Source organism: Dietzia sp. 111N12-1, assembly GCF_001658045.1.
Classification (GTDB): domain Bacteria; phylum Actinomycetota; class Actinomycetes; order Mycobacteriales; family Mycobacteriaceae; genus Dietzia; species Dietzia kunjamensis.
The window spans coordinates 48,962-66,246 of record NZ_LSSV01000002.1; the positions used below are offsets into that span (position 1 = coordinate 48,962).

Below are 17,285 nucleotides of genomic sequence, written 5' to 3' on the forward strand. Positions count from 1 at the left end.
GATACGCCGACACAAGTGGTGACCATGACCCCGAAGATCCTCGTCGTCGACGACGACGCCGCACTGGCAGAGATGCTCACCATCGTCCTGCGGGGCGAGGGGTTCGAGACCGAGATCGTCGGCGACGGAGTCCAGGCCATCGAGACGTTCCGCGCGGTGCAGCCCGACCTGGTTCTGCTGGACCTCATGTTGCCGGGCAAGAGCGGGATCGACGTGTGCCGCGAGATCCGCGCCGAGTCCCGGGTGCCGATCGTCATGCTCACGGCCAAGACCGACACCGTCGACGTGGTGCTCGGCCTGGAGTCCGGCGCGGACGACTACATCATGAAGCCCTTCAAGCCGAAGGAACTGGTGGCCCGCATCCGGGCCCGCCTGCGTCGCGGCGAGGACGAGCCCAGCGAGGTCCTGCACATCGGCGACGTGACGATCGACGTCCCCGCGCACACGGTCACCCGCGAGGGCACGCCGATCCCGCTCACCCCGCTCGAGTTCGACCTCCTGGTGGAACTGGCCCGCAAGCCCCGCCAGGTGTTCACGCGTGAGGTCCTGCTCGAACACGTGTGGGGCTACCGCCACTCGGCCGACACCCGGCTGGTCAACGTCCACGTCCAGCGCCTGCGGGCGAAGATCGAGAAGGACCCCGAGAACCCGGAGGTCGTCCTCACCGTGCGCGGTGTCGGCTACAAGGCCGGTCCGGTCTCGTGACCACCGCTCGTCCCGACGACGCGGTGGCGTCCACCGGGGACGAGCCCGACACCCGGGACGTGACCGACTCGTCACCGACCCTCCGGGAGCGACTGTCCGAACTCGACCCGGCCGCCATCGGCGGTCGGATCGCGCGGCTGTGGCGGCGGTCGCTGCAGCTGCGGGTCGTCACCTCCACGCTGGCGCTGTCGATGGGCGTGATCCTCACGATCGCGTTCATGTTGCAGAGCCAGATGGCAGCCCAGCTGCTGTCGACCAAACTCGACGCGGCCATAGAGCAGGCCAGCAGGCTCCGCCTCACGGTGCAGGCGCAGATCGCCGCCACCGACGAGGGCACGAGCGAGCAGTCCCGGATCGACCAGGCGCGGAGCGCCATCAGCGACCGCGGGCTCGCCTCCGACGGGGACTCCGTCCACGCCGGCACCTTCGACCCGATCCTCGTGGTGCCGGACCAGACCGGCCGCGGCCAGGTGGTCAGCCCCTCCGGGGCGCAGGTGCCACCGGAGCTGCAGTCCCTGGTCCAGCGGGGCAGGATCGCCTCCCAGTACGTCACCGTCGACTTCCGTGGCGAGCAGGTCAAGGCGCTCATGCTCGGCACGCCGACGGACTCCTCCATCCCCGGACTCGAGCTGTACCTCGTCTACCCGCTCACCGCGGAGGAACAGACCCTCGGGATCATGCGGGGGATCGTCGCCACGGCGGGCCTGGCGATCATCGTCCTGTCCGCGGCGATCGCGTGGATAGTGGCCCGGCAGGTCGTCCTGCCCGTGCGGCAGGCGGCCTCCATCGCCCAGCGCTTCGCCAACGGCCACCTCAAGGAACGGATGGTCATCCGCGGCGAGGACGACGTCGCGCGCCTGGCCATGGCGTTCAACGACATGGCGCAGAGCCTGTCGGACCAGATCACCCAGCTCGAGGAGTTCGGTGACCTGCAGAAGCGGTTCACCTCAGATGTCTCCCACGAGCTACGCACACCGCTGACCACCGTCCGGATGGCGGCGGACATCATCTCCGACTCCGCCGCCGACCTGGACGCCCCCGCCAAACGCGCGGTGGAGCTGCTCGAATCCGAACTCGACCGGTTCGAGAGCCTGCTCACCGACCTGCTCGAGGTCTCCCGTCACGACGCCGGCATGGCCGAGCTCGCGACGGCCGAGATGGACGTGCGCACCTCCGTCGCGGACTCGGTCGGCACCGTGGCTCACATCGCCGAGGCCGCCGGGGTGGAGGTCGAGGTCGACATGCCCGACGAGCCGGTCATGGCCGAGGTCGACTCGCGGCGCGTCGAGCGGATCCTGCGCAACCTCGTGGCGAACGCGCTCGACCACAGTGAGTCCAAGCCGGTGAAGGTCACCCTGCGGTGTTCGGACGCCGCCCTCGCCGTCTCGGTCCGCGACCACGGGGTGGGGCTCAAACCCGGGGAGGAGACCCGGGTGTTCAACCGCTTCTGGCGCGCCGACCCCTCACGGGTGCGACGTTCCGGCGGCACCGGGCTCGGCCTGGCGATCGCCCTCGAGGACGCCAAGCTCCACGGGGGCCGGCTGGACTGCTGGGGCAGCCCGGGGGAGGGGTCCTGCTTCCGTTTGACCATCCCGCGGCGCCGCGGCGGCACCCTCACCTCCAGCCCGCTGCCCCTCACCCCCGAGGACGAGGCCAGGCTCGTGCGTACCGGCTCGCCGACCCCCCTCGAGCGGGTCACCGGGGCAGGGGAGAGCCGGCCATGACCCGGCCCCGGCCCCGGTCCCTGCTCGTGTCGGTGGCGCTGGCCTGCGCGACCGGGCTGGCGGCGACCGGGTGCGCCACGCTGCCCTCGTCGTCGTCCCCCCAGGTCATCGACACCTTCTCGCCGGAGGGCAGCGAACTGTCGGTCCCCACGCCGGTACCGGACCAGGAACCGGACCTCCTGGTCCGCGACTTCCTCAAGGCCGCGGCGATCGCCGATCAGCGGCACGCCGCCGCCCGTCAGTTCCTCACCCCGGACGCCGCCGAGAACTGGGACGACCTCGCGGAGACCATCATCGTGCTGCGCGCCGACCTCAGCGCCGAGGGCGGCCGGTCGGCCGACCGCGCCGAGTACACGCTGCGTGCGGAGAAGGTCGGCACCCTCGACCCCGGCGGCATCTTCCGCGAGGACGTCGGCCAACTCGAGGTCACCATCGGCCTGACCCGCACCGACGGCCAGTGGCGCATCGACGAACTGCCGCCCGGGGTGGTGATCGAGAAGGCCGAGTTCTTGTCGACCTACGCGCAACGGGACCTGTTCTTCCTCTCCGGATCCGGTGACGCGCTCGTCCCGGACCCGCGCTGGACGGCCGCCGACCGCACCGATCTCGAGTACTCGCTCGTCAATCTGCTCGCCACCGGCCCCCGGCCCGGACTCACCGACGCGGTCCTGTCCCGCGTACCCGCCTCCGTCTCCGTCCGCCCCGACGAGGACGAGGACGGCGCCGACGCCGCGGGCACCACCATCGACTTCGCCCGATTGCCGGTCCTCAGCAGCCAGGCCACCACCCAGTTCGCCGCGCAGGTCGTGTGGACCCTCGCCCGCGCCGACGTCCCCGGCCCCTACCGCCTCGAGCGGGACGGCGCCCCCCTCGACGAGCGATACGCGACCGGGTGGACCACCGAGGACGTCCGTGACTTCGACCCCTACCCGCCGGCGGAGCCCATGCGATACGCCCTCACCGCCGCGGACGGGTTGGTGCGGCTCGAGGCCGGCGGCGCACGACCGGCCTCGGGGCCCTGGTCGGAGGTGCGCGGCGGCACCAACGCGGTGATCTCCCACGACGGACGCAACCTCGCCGTGGTGACCGGGGAGGGGGAGATCGGACCGCGCCGTGTCCTGGTGGGGCCGATCGACGGCGCGCCCGCCGAGGCCCTCACCGCCGGGACGGTGGCCGGCCCGACGTTCCACCCGGTGACCGGGCGGGCCTGGGTGCTGGTCGACGACGCGCGACTGCTCCGTATCGGGATGGGCGAGAACGCCCCCGCCGTCCAGGAGATGGACGCCGGGCCGCTGCTCGCCCTCGGGGCGAGGGTGACCGGCCTGCGTATCGACCAGTCCGGAACCCAACTGGCCGTGGTCGTCGACGGCAAGGTGTTCATCGGCGCGTTGTCCGCCGAGACCGGACAACCGCTGCCGGGCACGTTCCGCCAGGTCGGCCGCGCACTCGGGGAGACCGTCACCGCCGTGGCGTGGCGGGACCGGTCCACGATCGTCGTGGGTCGCGACACCACCGAGGCCCCCGTCGCGACCGTCTCCGTGGACGGGGCGATCGCCGAGCCGTTGTCCCAGCGAAACATCTCGGGACCGGTGACCGCGGTCGCGGCGGCCGGGCGCGAGATCTACGTGGTGGACCGGCGGTCCCTGCTGCGACTCGACACCGGTGCCGACACCGGTGACAGGTACTGGCGGGAGATCGCCGGACTGGCCGCCATCCGCGCGGACCCGGTGGTGGCGGGCTGAGCCGGTGACCGCCGGGGACGAGGGTGCGCCGGCCCGGTGGCGCGGCGGGGAGACCTGGACCGCGGCTCTCGCCGACCTGGTCGTACCCGTGGAATGCGCCGGATGCGGCCGCCCCCGTCACCGGTGGTGCCCGGACTGCGCCGCCACACTCGCGGGCGCCCCGCTGGGAGTGCGGACCCGCGCCGACCTGCGGGTGCCGGTCTGGGCGCTGTCCCGGCACGCCGGCCCGGCCGCCCGGGCGGTGTCGGCCTACAAGGACCGCGGGCGGGCCGACCTGGCACGGCCACTCGGAGCGGCCCTGGCCGCGGCCGTCGACGTGCTCCGGGCAGACGGGGAGATCGCGGAGGCGGGCGACCGCCCCACCGTGCTGGTGCCCGCGCCCGCGTCGGCGCGGGCCCGGCGGCGGCGGGGGTTCGACCACGTCCGCGGCGTGGTGGACGTCCTCGCCGCCGAGCTCGCCGGCTCGGTGCCGGGCGGGCCGGTGGTGGTGGCCCCGCTCCTCGAGGTCCGGGGACGGGTGCGGGACGCGGCCGGGCTCGGCGCGCAGGCCCGCGCGGACAATCTCTCGGGGCGGATCCGCCGCCGCCCGGTGGGCACCGGGTTGCGGGCGACCCCGGGGGCGCCGGCGACCGTGCCCGCCCTGTTGGGGACACCGTCGACCGTGCTCCTCGTCGACGACGTGGTCACCACGGGCGCCACTGCCGCGCAGTGCGTCGCGGTCCTGGACGCGGGCGGGCTGCGCGTCACGGGTGTGCTCGCCGTGACCGCCGCCTGACGGCGGACGACTCCCCGCGGGGGAGGGGTCGACGCGACCTTCGCGGTCCGCGGGTCCGCGCCCACGCGAGGGGGTAGGGTGGGTTTTGGACACGTTCACCAGCACGTTCGCCGCCTGGCGGCTCCGGTGGACAGCGTCTGCAGAGTATCCACTCAGCCATGTGGGTGGCCCCTTCGGCCGGGATTCCGGGCGGTTACCGGATCGGCCGCAGCGGTCCGCCGCAGGCCCGATGAGGAGGAGCTTCGATGGCGAAGACCCCCGCAGTCCTGCTTGATCCCGCCACCTTCGACGGTCCGTCGACAGACGACCCCGGTACGCCGGAGGCCCCGGTCACCATCCGTGGCCGCAATGTCGAGGTCCCCGAACACTTCGCGAGCCGCATCAACGCCAAGCTCGCGAAGATCGAGAAGATCTCGCCGGCCATCCAACGGTTCGACGTGATCCTGCTGCACGAGAACAACCCGCGGCTGTCCAAGGTGAGCCAGCGCATCGAGATCACCCTCAAGGGCAAGCCCGGCGTCGCTCGCGCGGAGGCGGCCGAGGACACCTTCTACGCGGCCCTCGAGTCGGCGGTCGCCAAGCTCGAGCGTCAGATGCGCAAGGCCCGCACGCGGCGCAAGATCAGCCACTCCGGCCACCGGCGCCCCCAGTCCGTCGCCGAGGCGACCGCCGAGCTGACGGCCGACGCCGCCCCGGCCGAGATGCTGGACGGGGTCGACGGCGCCGAGTACAACGACGGGGTCGACGAGCAGATGCCGGGACAGATCGTGCGGAAGAAGGAGCACGACGGCGCCCCGATGTCGGTCGACGAGGCACTCGAGAAGATGGAGCTGGTGGGCCACGACTTCTATCTCTTCCGGGATACCGAGACCGGACGCGCCACCGTCGTCTACCGCCGGCACGCGTTCGACTACGGGCTCATCACCCTGAGCGACGAGGGCTGACGGCCCCGTCCCGTAACCCCCGAGGGCGGTCCGGTCCCCCCTGACCGGACCGCCCTCGGGGTGTCACGACGGCCCACAGCGCCTAGGATGAGGACGGGCCCGCGTGTCGCCACGCAGGTCGCCGTATCCACGACCACTTCCCCGACCACGAGGACGTTCGAGACTGTGTCGATTCTTTCCAAGCTGCTCCGTGCCGGCGAGGGGCGAAAGCTCAAGAAGTACACCGCTCTCGCCGACTACGTGGACACACTCGCCGACGAGACGGAGAAGCTGAGCGACGACGAACTGCGGGCAAAGACCGACGAGTTCAGGCGTCGCGTCGCCGACGGGGAGACCTTGGACGAGCTCCTCCCGGAGGCCTTCGCGGTGGCCCGCGAGGCGGCCCACCGGGTCCTCGGTCAGAAGCCCTACAAGGTGCAGATCATCGGCGCCATCGTGCTGCACACCGGGTCGGTCGCCGAGATGAAGACCGGCGAGGGCAAGACCCTGACCTGTGTGTTGCCGGCCTACCTCAACGCGCTGGCCGGTAACGGCGTGCACGTGGTCACCGTCAACGACTACCTGGCCAAGCGTGACGCGGAATGGATGGGTCGTGTCCACCGCTTCCTCGGCCTGTCGGTGGGAGCGATCCTCGGCGGGATGACCCCGGCGCAGCGCCGCGAGGCCTACCACGCCGACATCACCTACGGCACCAACAACGAGTTCGGCTTCGACTACCTGCGCGACAACATGGCGCACGACACCGCCGACCTGGTCCAGCGCGGCCACAACTACGCGATCGTGGACGAGGTCGACTCGATCCTCATCGACGAGGCGCGGACCCCGCTCATCATCTCGGGACCCGCCGACGGTTCCAGCAAGTGGTACGGCGAGTTCGCACGCATCGCGCCGTTGCTGGAGGAGGGGACCCACTACGAGGTCGACCGCAAGAAGCGGACCATCGGCGTGACCGAGCAGGGCGTGGAGTTCGTCGAGGACCAGCTGGGGATCGACAACCTCTACGAGGCCGCGAACTCGCCCCTGGTGAGCTACCTGAACAACTCCATCAAAGCCAAGGAGCTGTTCACCAAGGACAAGGACTACATCGTCCGCGACGGCGACGTGATCATCGTCGACGAGTTCACCGGCCGAGTCCTCGACGGGCGTCGCTACAACGAGGGCATGCACCAGGCGATCGAGGCCAAGGAGCGGGTCGAGATCAAGGCCGAGAACCAGACGCTGGCCACCATCACCCTGCAGAACTACTTCCGGCTGTACGACAAGCTGGCGGGCATGACGGGCACGGCCGAGACCGAGGCCGCCGAGCTCTACTCGATCTACAAGCTCGAGGTCATGCCCATCCCGACCAACCGGCCGATGGCCCGCGAGGACCAGGCGGACCTCATCTACAAGACGGAGGAGGCGAAGTTCGCCGCCGTCGTGGAGGACATCGCCGAGCGGGTCGAGAAGAAGCAGCCGGTGCTCGTGGGCACCGCCTCGGTCGAGCGCAGTGAGCACCTGTCCAAGCTGCTCACGCGCAAGGGCATCAAGCACCACGTCCTCAACGCCAAGTTCCACGCCTCGGAGGCGCAGATCATCGCGCAGGCCGGACGGCCCGGTGCGGTCACGGTCGCCACGAACATGGCCGGCCGCGGCACCGACATCGTCCTCGGCGGCAACGCCGACATCATCGCCGACCTCAACCTGCGCGAGCGCGGACTCGACCCGGTCACCACCCCGGAGGAGTACGAGCAGGCCTGGGACACCGAGATCGAGCGGATGCGCACGCTCACCAAGGAGGAGGCGGAGCGGGTCCGCCAAGCCGGTGGCCTGTACGTGCTCGGCACCGAGCGGCACGACTCGCGGCGCATCGACAACCAGCTGCGCGGGCGCTCGGGACGTCAGGGCGACCCGGGCGAGTCACGCTTCTACCTCTCGCTGGGTGACGAGCTCATGAGGCGCTTCAACGGTGCTGCCGTCGAGGCGATCATGAATCGTCTGAGCCTGCCCGACGACGTGCCGATCGAGGCCGGCATGGTCTCGCGGGCCGTGAAGAACGCCCAGACGCAGGTCGAGTCGCAGAACTTCGAGATCCGCAAGGACGTCCTCAAGTACGACGAGGTGATGAACCAGCAACGCACGGTGATCTACCGTGAGCGCAAGCGGATCCTCGAGGGCGAGGACATCACCGACCAGGTCGAGTCGATGATCTACCAGGTCGTCAGCGCCTACGTCGACGGTGCCACCGCCGAGGGGTACGTCGAGGACTGGGACCTGGACAAGCTGTGGGACGCGCTCCACCAGCTCTACCCGGTGACGATCGCGGCGCAGGACATCATCGACGGCGACGAGTACGGGTCGTCCGGCGACCTGTCCGCCAAGAACCTCAAGGACGCCGTCCTCGACGACGTCTTCGCCCGCTACGACGAGCGTGAGGCAGAGATCGAGGGCATCGGCGGGGAGGGTGCCATGCGTCAGCTCGAGCGGTCGGTCATGCTACAGGTCCTCGACCGGAAGTGGCGCGAGCACCTCTACGAGATGGACTACCTCAAGGAGGGCATCGGCCTCCGGGCGATGGCCCAGCGTGACCCGCTCGTCGAGTACCAGCGCGAGGGCTACGACATGTTCTCGGTGATGATGGACGGCGTCCGTGAAGAGACGGTGGCGTTCCTCTTCAACGTCAAGGTCGAGGCCAACCAGCAGCAGAAGGCGATGGCCGGTCCCTCCGCGTCGCAGGCGGCGGCACTCGCCGGCGCCAACCCGATCCTCCGGGCCGCCGGTACCGGCCGGGATGTGAGTGCGGACCAGATGCAGTTCTCCGGCCCGTCGGAGAGTGGCGACCCGGAGCTGGTCGACGAGGGTGCCTCCGCGAACCGGGCGGAGCGGCGGTCTCAGGAGCGGCAGCAGCGCGCAGAGCGCCGCGAGAGGGCGGCCAAGGCCGCCACGAGGGGCCGCCGGGACTGACCCGGCACCCCCGCGCGGCCCGCGGGATGGTTCAGACCAACCTGAGGGCCACGCAGCCGGCACCGGTGGGGGTGACCCGAATGCGGGCCGCGACGGCGAACAGTCGCGGCCCGCGGGCGTACGTGGCGCAGACCTCATAGTCCACCGCCTCCGCGTCCGGCGCTCGTCCGGGGTCGGCCGTGCGGCCTTCCGACCTGCCGGGCTCCGACCTGCCGGGCTCCGCCCGACCGGGGTCGGCGGCGTGGATGTGCAGCCGGTGAACCCTGGCTGGTCCCAGGTGCTGTCCGGGCACACCGTCACGCGCGAGCGTGCGCAGCATCTCTGCGAGATGGGGCGGGAACGCGCCCCTGGTGTGGTGCGGGGCCCGCCTGCGATCCACGACTTCCAGAGCCATGACGACCAGGGCGTGTGCGGCCCGCCGCGCGGGGACCGGGACGCCGCGTTCCGGAGCCGGCACCGGCCTGGCGGGCGGGGTGACGACGCACTCCCGATCCGTCGTCCCCGCGGCCCCCGGCACTCCCGGCGCGGGTTCGGTGGAGGGTAGGGGCCGGACGCGGCCGGCCTCCCGATCGGTTTCGGCCGACCGGTGAGGCCGCACCGTCGTGGGTGGCGAAACGGGCGTCGGTGCCATCTGGGGTCTGCTCCCTCCCGCGCCGGACCCGGGGTGGTCTGGCGTGCTCTACCCCTCATGACGCGCCGGAACGGGCGCCCGGTTCCACCTCGCCTACTGCACCGTGCCCGGGTGTTGCCTAGGCTGTCCCCATGCGTGGACTGATAGTCGACTACTTCGGGGTGCTGGACGGCACGGAGGAGGACCGTGAGAACTGGCGGTCGATCCTGACCGGTGCGAGGGCGAATGACGTCCGTCTCGCCGTGCTGAGCAATGAACCCGAGGGGCCGGGAGCGGACCGTGTCCGGGAGGACGCCCGCGATCTCGGGATCGAGCACGTGGTGCTCAGCGGTGTGACCGGGGTGGAGAAGCCCGAGCCCGAGGCGTTCCTGGAGGCGGCGCGCCGGCTCGAACTCGAGCCGCGGGAGTGCGTGATGGTCGACGACGCCATCGAGAACGTCCTCGGCGCCGTGCGGACCGGCATGATCGGCGTGTTCTACCAGGTGTTCGACCGTGCGGCCGTGGAGATCCGGGGACTCCTCGGGTTGGACGAGGTGGTCTGACACCGTGGCGACCAGGTTGGCCACCGCGGACGCGGATCTGCTCCTCGGTGACGCCGCGCGTTCCCGGAGCAGGCACTCGTGCTCGTTGGCGCTGGTCGCCAGGGACGAACCGTGGGACATCGACCGCGTCATGGAGTTCGTCGACGCCCGCCTGGCCGACGCGCCCCGGTACCGTCAACGGATCCGGCATATCCCCTTCTCCCTGGCCAGGGCCGTGTGGGTGGACGACCCGGACTTCGACCTCAGTTTCCACGTCCGGCGGTCGGCGCTCCCCGCTCCCGGCGGGATGCGGCAGCTGGCCGACCTCGTGGCGCGGCTCGTCGACAGGCCACTGGAGGCGGATCGCCCGCTGTGGGAGCTGTACCTCATCGAGGGGCTTCCGGATGGACGGTTGGCGATCCTCACCAAGACGCACCATGCGCTGCTGGGCGGTCCCCACGCCGTGGATCTCGCCCAGGTGCTCGTGACGGACGAGCGGGCCTCCGCGGATGTCGACGAGGTCGCCACGTGGACCCCGGTGCCGGCGCCCGGGGACGGGGTCCTCGTCCTGGACGCGCTCATGACCATCGCGACCGACCCCCTGGAGCTGGTGCGCCGCTCGGCCCGCCTGGCTCACGCGCTGGAGCGGGCCACCCGCGGACTGGTCGGCGCGGCGAATCTGTCGATGCTCCGTCCCGCAGGCGGTCTGGCGGAGATGTTCCGCACCACCCGTCCCCGCGGGAGCCGGGTGGGGTTGGCGTCCTTCCCTCTCGCGCAGGCGCGGGAGATCGCGCGCGAGCACTCCTGCAAGGTGAATGACGTCGTGCTCGCCGTGCTCTGCGGGGCACTGCGGTCCTGGATTCTGTCGTGCGGCCACCCCCTGTCCACCTCGGACACGCTCAGGGCGATCGTGCCGATGGCGGTGACCTCGGAGGCCGACGGGTCGGAGAACCAGAGCGAGGCCACCTCGGCGGAGATCGCCTCGGCGCTCATCGGCATGCCGGTCGGGGAGCCCAATCCCCGTATGCGTCTGGCGCAGATCGCCCGCGAGACGGCCACCCAGCGTCATCCGCGTGAGGCCGTGGGGGCCAAGTCCCTGGCGCGGCTGTCCGGGTTCGCTCCGCCCACCCTGCACGCGCTGGCCTCCCGGGCGGCGATCATGTTGCCGTCGGAGAGCTACGACCTGGTCGTCACGAACGCGCCCGGTCCCCAGCGCAAGGTGTTCTGGGGCGATGGCGAACTCGTCGAGGTCTACCCCGTCCCGGCCCTGCTCGAGGGGCAGGCGTTGGCCGTGTCGATGAGCAGCTATGCCGGGACCGTGTACTGCGGGTTCACCTCGGATCGCCAGGCCGTCCCGGACGTGGAGGAGATCGGAGAGCTCATCTCGTCCGCGTTGGACGAGCTCACCGGCACCGCCGGTTGAGCGGCACCGCCCGCTGACCATCACCCGCCCGAGGAGAGTCCATCATGCGTTTGTTCGTCCCCGCCACCATGGCGATGCTCGAGACCCTGCTCGAGGCAGGGGAGATGCCCGTGCGGAGCGGCACCGCGTTCGCGGCGACCCCCGCGCTCATCGAGTCCTACGCCGAGGGCGACATGGAGGAGATCGAACACGTGGCGTTCCTCGAGGCCGCGCGGGCGTCGCTCCGGCTGCTCGGCGGTGAACTCGACTCCGGCGCCGCGCACGAGGCCCACCCGTACCGGCGGGTCGTGGTGAGCGCGGACGTCCCCGACGGGCGGGTGCAGCCGCGGCCGGACCTGGACACCGCCGTGGTGCGGCTGGACGGTGCCACGGTGGGGACCGCGGAGATCGCCGCCGTCCACGTTGATCTGGCCGGGGCCGTGGACCTGGTGAAGGACGCGGTCGAGGTGGTGGACCGTGCGGATCTGGGGGACGAGGACGCCGAGCTCACCGTCGGTGACGCCCTCGACGTGGACCTGGCGTGGTACGACGCGGTGGAACTGCCGTTCCTGCTCACGCTGCTCTAGGGGTGCGGGCGCACCCGGGCCGGACACCGCCCGGATGCCGGGACTGCCCCGATCGCCTGCGGACCCGGGTCGACGGCGTGGAGAATCGGCCCGGGGGATCCCGCCGGACGGGAACCTACGCTACCGTAGGTTCGTAGTCCGGAAGCGGCGGTCCGACCCCCGGGCCGCGGGGATCCGTTTTCAAGGAGGCACCAGTGTCCGAGTCGAGAAGTGGGCTCAATCGCGTCCTGCGTGCGGCGGCCGCGCGGGTTCCGGAGCCGCGGGGGGCGCGTACGTTCCTCAACCGCCTCACCCACCCGCTGCGGATGGACGACTACTCCTCGCTCATCTACCCGCTGTGGTCGTCCCGCGAGCTGCGCGGCGAGATCGTCTCCGTGCGCCGTGAGGCCGACGACGCGGTGACCCTCGTGATCAAGCCGGGCTGGGGCGCCACGCCCGAGTACCGCCCCGGTCAGTACCTGGGGATCGGCGTCCTGCTCAACGGCCGGTGGACCTGGCGCTCGTACTCGTTGACGTCGGCGCCCACGACGGGGCGTGGCGAGTACTCGGTGACGGTCAAGGCCCTGCCGGAGGGGCTGCTGAGCAACCATATCGTCGGAACGGTCGAGCCGGGGATGATCGTCCGGCTCCAGGCGCCGGCCGGTGATTTCCACCTGCCCTCGCCCACGCCCGAGAAGCTGATGTTCGTCACCGCCGGCTCGGGCATCACCCCGGTGATGGGCATGCTGCGGTCGCTGGACCGCCGCTCGGCCGACGAGGGGTTCCCCGACGTGGTGCACGTCCACTCGATCCGCGACCGTGATGACGCACTGTTCCACGACGAGCTCCTCGCGCTGGAGCGCACCCAGCCGGGTTACACGCTGCACCTGCGGGTGACCAGCGAGGACGGCCGCATCGACTCCGAGCAGATGTCGGCGCTCGTGCCGGACTGGTCGGAGCGTCCCACCTGGGCGTGCGGGCCCTCGGCGATGCTCGACGAGCTGACCGAGCACTTCGAGGCAACGGGACGGGACGACCTCCACATGGAGCGTTTCACCGTGGACCGCAACGCGGGCGCGTCGGGCGGGACCGTCAAGTACGGCTCGACCGACAAGACGGTGGAGCTCGACGGGGCCACCACGATCCTCGAGGGCGGGGAGAGCGTGGGCGTGCAGATGCCGTTCGGCTGCCGGATGGGTATCTGCCAGACGTGCGTCGTGGGCTTGGAGGAGGGCCACGTCCGCGACCTGCGCAACGGCACCGACCACGGTCCGGGGGAGCGGATCCAGACCTGCGTCTCGGTGGCGCTGGGGGACGTCGAGATCAAGATCTGATCGGCCGCCCGGCCGGCGCCCCCGTGAGGCCCGGGTGCTGGCCGGGCCACACCCGGCCGCCGCGCCACACCCGGCCGCCGGGCCACGCCCCGCCGCAGTCCACCGAATCAGTCCTGGTCGAACCCCAGCGCCCAGGGGTCGTTGGACTGCAACGCCCCGAGGAGTTCCCGCACCGCGAGCGCCCGCCGGTGCACGGCGGGGTCGGTGACGGCGTCGAAGGCGCACTCGGGGTCCGCGGGCGGACCCTGGTGGGTGCATCCGCGCGGGCACGCGCCGGCGATCTCGTCGAGGTCGGAGAACGCGGCCACCACGTCGTCGGGGGAGACGTGCGCCAGCCCGAAACTGCGGATGCCGGGGGTGTCCACCACCCAGCCGCCCGTCGCCAGTTCGAGTGCGACGGACTGCGTGGAGGTGTGTCGGCCCTTGCCGACGCCGGAGACCACGCCCGTCGCCCTGTAGGCATCGGGGACCAGGCGGTTGACCAACGTCGATTTGCCGACGCCCGAGTGCCCGATCATCGCGGAGATCCGGCCGTCGATCAGGTCATGGAGATCGTCCAGCTCGTCGTCGACCCCCACCCGCAGGACCGGCACGTCGAGTTCGGCGAATTCGGCGGCGAACACCGACGGGTCGTCCAGGTCGCCCTTGGTCAGGCACAGGACCGGGTCCAGCCCCCCGGTGTAGGCGGCGACGAGGGCGCGGGCGACGAACCCGGCGCGCGGCGGGGGGTCGGCGACGGCCACGACGATGAGCAGGAGCTCGGCGTTGGCCACCACGACCCGCTCGTAGGGGTCGGAGTCGTCGGCGGTCCGGCGCAGCACCGTCGAGCGTTCCTCGACGCGAACGATCCGGGCGAGGGTGTCGCGCGCGCCGGTGAGGTCGCCGACGACGCCCACGCGGTCACCCACCACCACGGGGGTCCGGCCGAGCTCGCGGGCCCGCATGGCGACGACGCGGGTCCCGGCGGTGTGGTCGGGGCCGTCGTCGAGCAGCACGCAGCCCCAGCGCCCGCGGTCCACGGCGACGATCATCGCGGCGGCGGCGTCGTCATGGCTGGGCCGACGTTTGGTCCTGGGGCGTGAGCCCTTCCCGGGCCGGATCCGGACGTCGGACTCGTCCCACCCCCGTGCGCTGCCCGCACCCCGTCCGCTCGGCATGGCCGCCCGTCAGCCCTGTCCGGCGAGCATGTCGGCCCACATCGCGGTGAAGCCGGGCATGGTCTTGGAGGTGGACTCGACGTCGTCGACCCCGACGCCCGGGGCCACGAGGCCGATGATGGCGCCGGCGGTGGCCATGCGGTGGTCGGCGTAGGCGCGCCAGGGCGCGCCGTGCAGCGGGGCCGGGGTGATCTCGAGGCCGTCGTCGAGCTCGGTGACGCCGCAGCCCACGGCGCCGAGTTCCGCGGCGAGCGCGGCGAGGCGGTCGGTCTCGTGTCCGCGCAGGTGCGCGATGCCGGTGAGCCGGGAGGGGCCGTCGGCGAGCGCGCACAGGGCGGCGACGGTGGGCGTGAGCTCGCCGATGGCGGACAGGTCCAGGTCCACGGGGGACAGGCGTGAGGGGCCGACGACGACGAGGGTGCCATGGCCCGCACCGTCGGCGTCCTCGAGGGTGACGGTGGCGCCCATGGCCTGCAGGATGACGCGGATGGCGTCCCCGGGCTGGGTGGTGGCGGCGGGCCAGTGCGGGACGCGGACGGTCCCGCCGGTGACCGCGGCGGCGGCGAGGAACGGGGTGGCGTTGGACAGGTCCGGTTCGACGACCCTGTCGACGGCGTCGATCGGACCCGGCGCGACCCGCCACGAGGACGGGGTCGGTTGGTCGACGGTGACGCCGGACTCGCGGAGCATCTCCAGCGTCATCTCGATGTGCGGCCCGGAGGGGACAGGCGAGGCGCCGACGTGGACCAACTCGGCGCCCTCGTCGAACCGCGCGGCGGAGAGCAGCAGGCCGGAGACGAACTGCGAGGAGGCGGAGGCGTCCATCTCGACGCGGCCGCCCCGCAGCGAGCCGGCGCCGTCGACGGTGAACGGCAGGCTGTCCCCGGCGATCCGGGCACCCAGTGCGCGCAGGGCGTCGAGCACGGTGGCCTGCGGTCGGACACGGGCCGCGGGGTCACCGTCGAAGGTGGAACGGCCGGTCGCCAGGGCGGCGACCGACGGGACGAATCGCATCACCGTGCCGGCCAGTCCACACTCGACGTCGGCGCCCCGCAGCTCACCGGGGGTGATGACGAGGTCGGTGTCACCCGGGCCGAGCGGTCCGGACGGTCCCTCGATGCGTGTCCCCAGCGCCTGCAGCGCGCCGATCATGAGATCGGTGTCCCGACTGCGCAGCGTGCCGACCAGGCGGGAGGGGCCGTCGGCCAGCGCCGCGAGCACCAGAGCACGGTTGGTCAGTGACTTGGACCCGGGGATGGTGACGTCGGCGTCGACGGGGCCGGCGGCGACGGGCGCGTTCCAATGACTCACCTGGTCATTGTCGCCCATCGAGGCGGCATCCGCCGGACCCGGGTGCGAGGATGTCGGCATGTGTGGACGGTTCTCCCTCTCCTCGGACCCGGCGCTGCTCGCGGTGGAGCTGGACGCGGTCGACGAGGCGAGCTCCCCGCCTCCCGGTCTGTTCCCCGCCTCCGCGCCCCGGGCGCCGCGGTTCAACATCGCGCCCACCACCACGATCCCGGTTCTGGCACTGGACGTCCCGCGGTCCGAGAGGCTCGTCGAGCCGGCCGGATCGGCGGCGACGGCGGGTCAGGGCGTGACCCCTGGCCCGGGCGCGGCGGCGGGCACGGCGACGCCCCGGCGGGTGCTCCGGGCGATGCGGTGGGGGCTCGTTCCCTCGTGGGCGGGGGACTCACAGCGGCTGCCGAACCTGTTCAACGCCCGGGTGGAGACCGCGTACTCCAAGCCGTCGTTCCGATCCGCGGTCGCCCGCCGGCACTGCGTGATCCCGATGGACGGCTGGTACGAGTGGGTGCCGGGCGAGCCCGCTACCCCCGGCGGGAAGGCCGGTCCCAAGCAGCCGTACTTCATGAGCCTGCCGGGGGACCGCGGCCTGCTCATGGCCGGGTTGTGGGAGGCCCGACGTGACCCGGTGGACGAGACGGTCACCCAACTGTCGTGCACGATCCTCACCACGGAGGCGCTCGGGTCGCTGCGCCGGGTGCACGACCGGATGCCTCTGGTGGTCCGCCCCGAGGTGCTCGGGGACTGGCTCGATCCCGCCGTCATGCGTGACCCGCGCGACCTGGTGGACGGCGCGGGCGGTGACCTGGGCGAGTGGGCCGAATCGGTGGAGATCAGGCCGGTGTCTCGGGCGGTGTCCACTGTCCGAAACGACGGCCCGGAGCTGGTGCGGCCGGTCGACCCCGCCGAGGGGATGCTCTTCTAGGCGGTCGTGACCGGGCGGCCGTGTCCGGGCGGTCGTGTCCACTCGGTCGTGTCCAGGCGGCCGTGACCGATCGGTCAGCCGGCCGCGATCGGGGTGGTCACCGCCCGGGTGATCGCCACCAATTCCGCGGGGGCGAGCTCGATCTCCCATCCGCGTCTGCCGGCGCTGCACAGGATCGTGGGGTGGTCCAGGGCTGAGGCGTCCACCACCGTCGCCAGGGGGCGACGCTGGCAGACGGGCGACACGCCCCCGACGACGTACCCGGTGCTCTTCTCCGCCACGTCGATCGGCGCCAGGGCGGCCTTGCCGCACCCCAGGGCGGCGGCCGCGGCCTTGAGGTCCAGCGAGGAGGTCACGGGCAGGACCGCCACCGCGAGCGGGACCCGTGACCCCTCGGGAGGTCTGCCGGTGGCCAGGACCAGTGTCTTGAACACCCTGTTCGCGGCCACCCCCAGTCGGTCGCCCATCACGCGGGCCGCCTCGTCGCCGTAGGTCGCGTCACCGGTCACCTCGTAGGTGTGCACGGTGTGGTCGATGTCGGCGTCGCGCAGCGCGACGATCGCCGGGGTCGCCGCGGCGCCGCCTCGTCCCTTCCTGCTGCCCACGGGACG

The 17,285-nt window shown here is 72.0% G+C and carries 15 protein-coding genes; 11 read left to right on the forward strand and 4 right to left on the reverse strand.

The genetic code is table 11. The features are described 5' to 3' along the window. The first annotated feature begins 24 nt into the window (after nucleotides 1-24). The 6 genes from mtrA to secA all read left to right on the forward strand — a co-directional run bounded on the left by mtrA (nucleotide 25) and on the right by secA (nucleotide 8,833). Nucleotides 25-705 (forward strand): MtrAB system response regulator MtrA, encoded by a 681-nt coding sequence (gene mtrA / locus AYO52_RS01610; RefSeq protein ID WP_067712438.1) that lies wholly within the window; start codon nucleotides 25-27, stop codon nucleotides 703-705. Next, complete coding sequence (gene mtrB / locus AYO52_RS01615) at nucleotides 702-2,429, forward strand: MtrAB system histidine kinase MtrB (RefSeq protein WP_067712282.1); 1,728 nt, start codon at nucleotides 702-704, stop codon at nucleotides 2,427-2,429. The genes mtrA and mtrB overlap by 4 nt, the downstream gene beginning before the upstream one ends. Then, nucleotides 2,426-4,171, forward strand: a complete 1,746-nt coding sequence (locus AYO52_RS01620; RefSeq protein WP_067712285.1) for an LpqB family beta-propeller domain-containing protein — start codon at nucleotides 2,426-2,428, stop codon at nucleotides 4,169-4,171. Before mtrB ends, AYO52_RS01620 begins: the two co-directional genes overlap by 4 nt. A 4-nt stretch (nucleotides 4,172-4,175) precedes the next feature. Beyond that, a complete protein-coding gene (locus AYO52_RS01625) occupies nucleotides 4,176-4,946 on the forward strand; it encodes a ComF family protein (RefSeq protein WP_067712287.1) in 771 nt (256 codons plus the stop codon). Nucleotides 4,947-5,191: 245 nt separating this feature from the next. Then, complete coding sequence (hpf, locus tag AYO52_RS01630; protein WP_067712290.1) at nucleotides 5,192-5,890, forward strand: ribosome hibernation-promoting factor, HPF/YfiA family; 699 nt, start codon at nucleotides 5,192-5,194, stop codon at nucleotides 5,888-5,890. 165 nt (nucleotides 5,891-6,055) lie between these two features. Next, nucleotides 6,056-8,833 carry a preprotein translocase subunit SecA gene (secA, locus tag AYO52_RS01635; RefSeq protein ID WP_067712293.1) on the forward strand — a complete coding sequence of 926 codons (2,778 nt, stop codon included), beginning with the start codon at nucleotides 6,056-6,058 and terminating at the stop codon, nucleotides 8,831-8,833. Between the two features lie 31 nt (nucleotides 8,834-8,864). Here secA and AYO52_RS01640 read toward each other — a convergent pair whose 3' ends face one another. Further along, nucleotides 8,865-9,227 carry a hypothetical protein gene (locus AYO52_RS01640; RefSeq protein WP_244200891.1) on the reverse strand — a complete coding sequence of 121 codons (363 nt, stop codon included), beginning with the start codon at nucleotides 9,225-9,227 and terminating at the stop codon, nucleotides 8,865-8,867. Between the two features lie 368 nt (nucleotides 9,228-9,595). On the opposite strand from AYO52_RS01640, the gene AYO52_RS01645 reads away from it, so the two are divergent. The 4 genes from AYO52_RS01645 to AYO52_RS01660 all read left to right on the forward strand — a co-directional run bounded on the left by AYO52_RS01645 (nucleotide 9,596) and on the right by AYO52_RS01660 (nucleotide 13,287). Beyond that, nucleotides 9,596-10,006 (forward strand): HAD family hydrolase, encoded by a 411-nt coding sequence (locus AYO52_RS01645; protein ID WP_067712297.1) that lies wholly within the window; start codon nucleotides 9,596-9,598, stop codon nucleotides 10,004-10,006. Between the two features lie 4 nt (nucleotides 10,007-10,010). After that, on the forward strand, nucleotides 10,011-11,408 hold the full coding sequence (locus AYO52_RS01650; RefSeq protein ID WP_067712299.1) for a wax ester/triacylglycerol synthase family O-acyltransferase: 1,398 nt from the start codon (nucleotides 10,011-10,013) through the stop codon (nucleotides 11,406-11,408). A 44-nt stretch (nucleotides 11,409-11,452) separates the two neighbouring features. Beyond that, entirely contained in the window at nucleotides 11,453-11,974 is a 522-nt protein-coding gene (locus tag AYO52_RS01655; RefSeq protein WP_067712302.1) for a hypothetical protein, read from the forward strand. A gap of 194 nt (nucleotides 11,975-12,168) precedes the next feature. Beyond that, nucleotides 12,169-13,287: a ferredoxin reductase gene (locus AYO52_RS01660; RefSeq protein WP_067712304.1), complete on the forward strand. Its 1,119-nt coding sequence runs from the start codon at nucleotides 12,169-12,171 to the stop codon at nucleotides 13,285-13,287. A gap of 107 nt (nucleotides 13,288-13,394) precedes the next feature. On the opposite strand, the gene rsgA is transcribed toward AYO52_RS01660, so the two are convergent. Both rsgA and aroA read right to left on the reverse strand, forming a co-directional pair. After that, nucleotides 13,395-14,444, reverse strand: coding sequence for a ribosome small subunit-dependent GTPase A (rsgA, locus tag AYO52_RS01665; protein ID WP_067712307.1), 1,050 nt, complete (start codon nucleotides 14,442-14,444; stop codon nucleotides 13,395-13,397). A 9-nt stretch (nucleotides 14,445-14,453) separates the two neighbouring features. Beyond that, nucleotides 14,454-15,773, reverse strand: a complete 1,320-nt coding sequence (gene aroA / locus AYO52_RS01670; protein ID WP_067712310.1) for a 3-phosphoshikimate 1-carboxyvinyltransferase — start codon at nucleotides 15,771-15,773, stop codon at nucleotides 14,454-14,456. A 40-nt stretch (nucleotides 15,774-15,813) separates the two neighbouring features. Between aroA and AYO52_RS01675 the strand changes: the two genes are divergently transcribed. Then, nucleotides 15,814-16,674, forward strand: coding sequence for an SOS response-associated peptidase (locus tag AYO52_RS01675; protein ID WP_067712313.1), 861 nt, complete (start codon nucleotides 15,814-15,816; stop codon nucleotides 16,672-16,674). A 74-nt stretch (nucleotides 16,675-16,748) separates the two neighbouring features. Here the strand turns inward: AYO52_RS01675 and AYO52_RS01680 are convergent, their stop codons facing one another. Continuing rightward, entirely contained in the window at nucleotides 16,749-17,279 is a 531-nt protein-coding gene (locus AYO52_RS01680) for an aminoacyl-tRNA deacylase (RefSeq protein ID WP_067712316.1), read from the reverse strand. Between the last annotated feature and the right edge of the window lie 6 nt (nucleotides 17,280-17,285).

Coding starts and splice junctions, on each gene's coding strand:
- mtrA (WP_067712438.1), top strand. CDS start 25: ATGACCCCGAAGATCCTCGTCGTCGACGACGACGCCGCACTGGCAGAG.
- AYO52_RS01620 (WP_067712285.1), top strand. CDS start 2,426: ATGACCCGGCCCCGGCCCCGGTCCCTGCTCGTGTCGGTGGCGCTGGCC.
- hpf (WP_067712290.1), top strand. CDS start 5,192: ATGGCGAAGACCCCCGCAGTCCTGCTTGATCCCGCCACCTTCGACGGT.
- AYO52_RS01640 (WP_244200891.1), bottom strand. CDS start 9,227: ATGGCTCTGGAAGTCGTGGATCGCAGGCGGGCCCCGCACCACACCAGG.
- AYO52_RS01645 (WP_067712297.1), top strand. CDS start 9,596: ATGCGTGGACTGATAGTCGACTACTTCGGGGTGCTGGACGGCACGGAG.
- AYO52_RS01655 (WP_067712302.1), top strand. CDS start 11,453: ATGCGTTTGTTCGTCCCCGCCACCATGGCGATGCTCGAGACCCTGCTC.
- rsgA (WP_067712307.1), bottom strand. CDS start 14,444: ATGCCGAGCGGACGGGGTGCGGGCAGCGCACGGGGGTGGGACGAGTCC.
- aroA (WP_067712310.1), bottom strand. CDS start 15,773: ATGGGCGACAATGACCAGGTGAGTCATTGGAACGCGCCCGTCGCCGCC.
- AYO52_RS01675 (WP_067712313.1), top strand. CDS start 15,814: ATGTGTGGACGGTTCTCCCTCTCCTCGGACCCGGCGCTGCTCGCGGTG.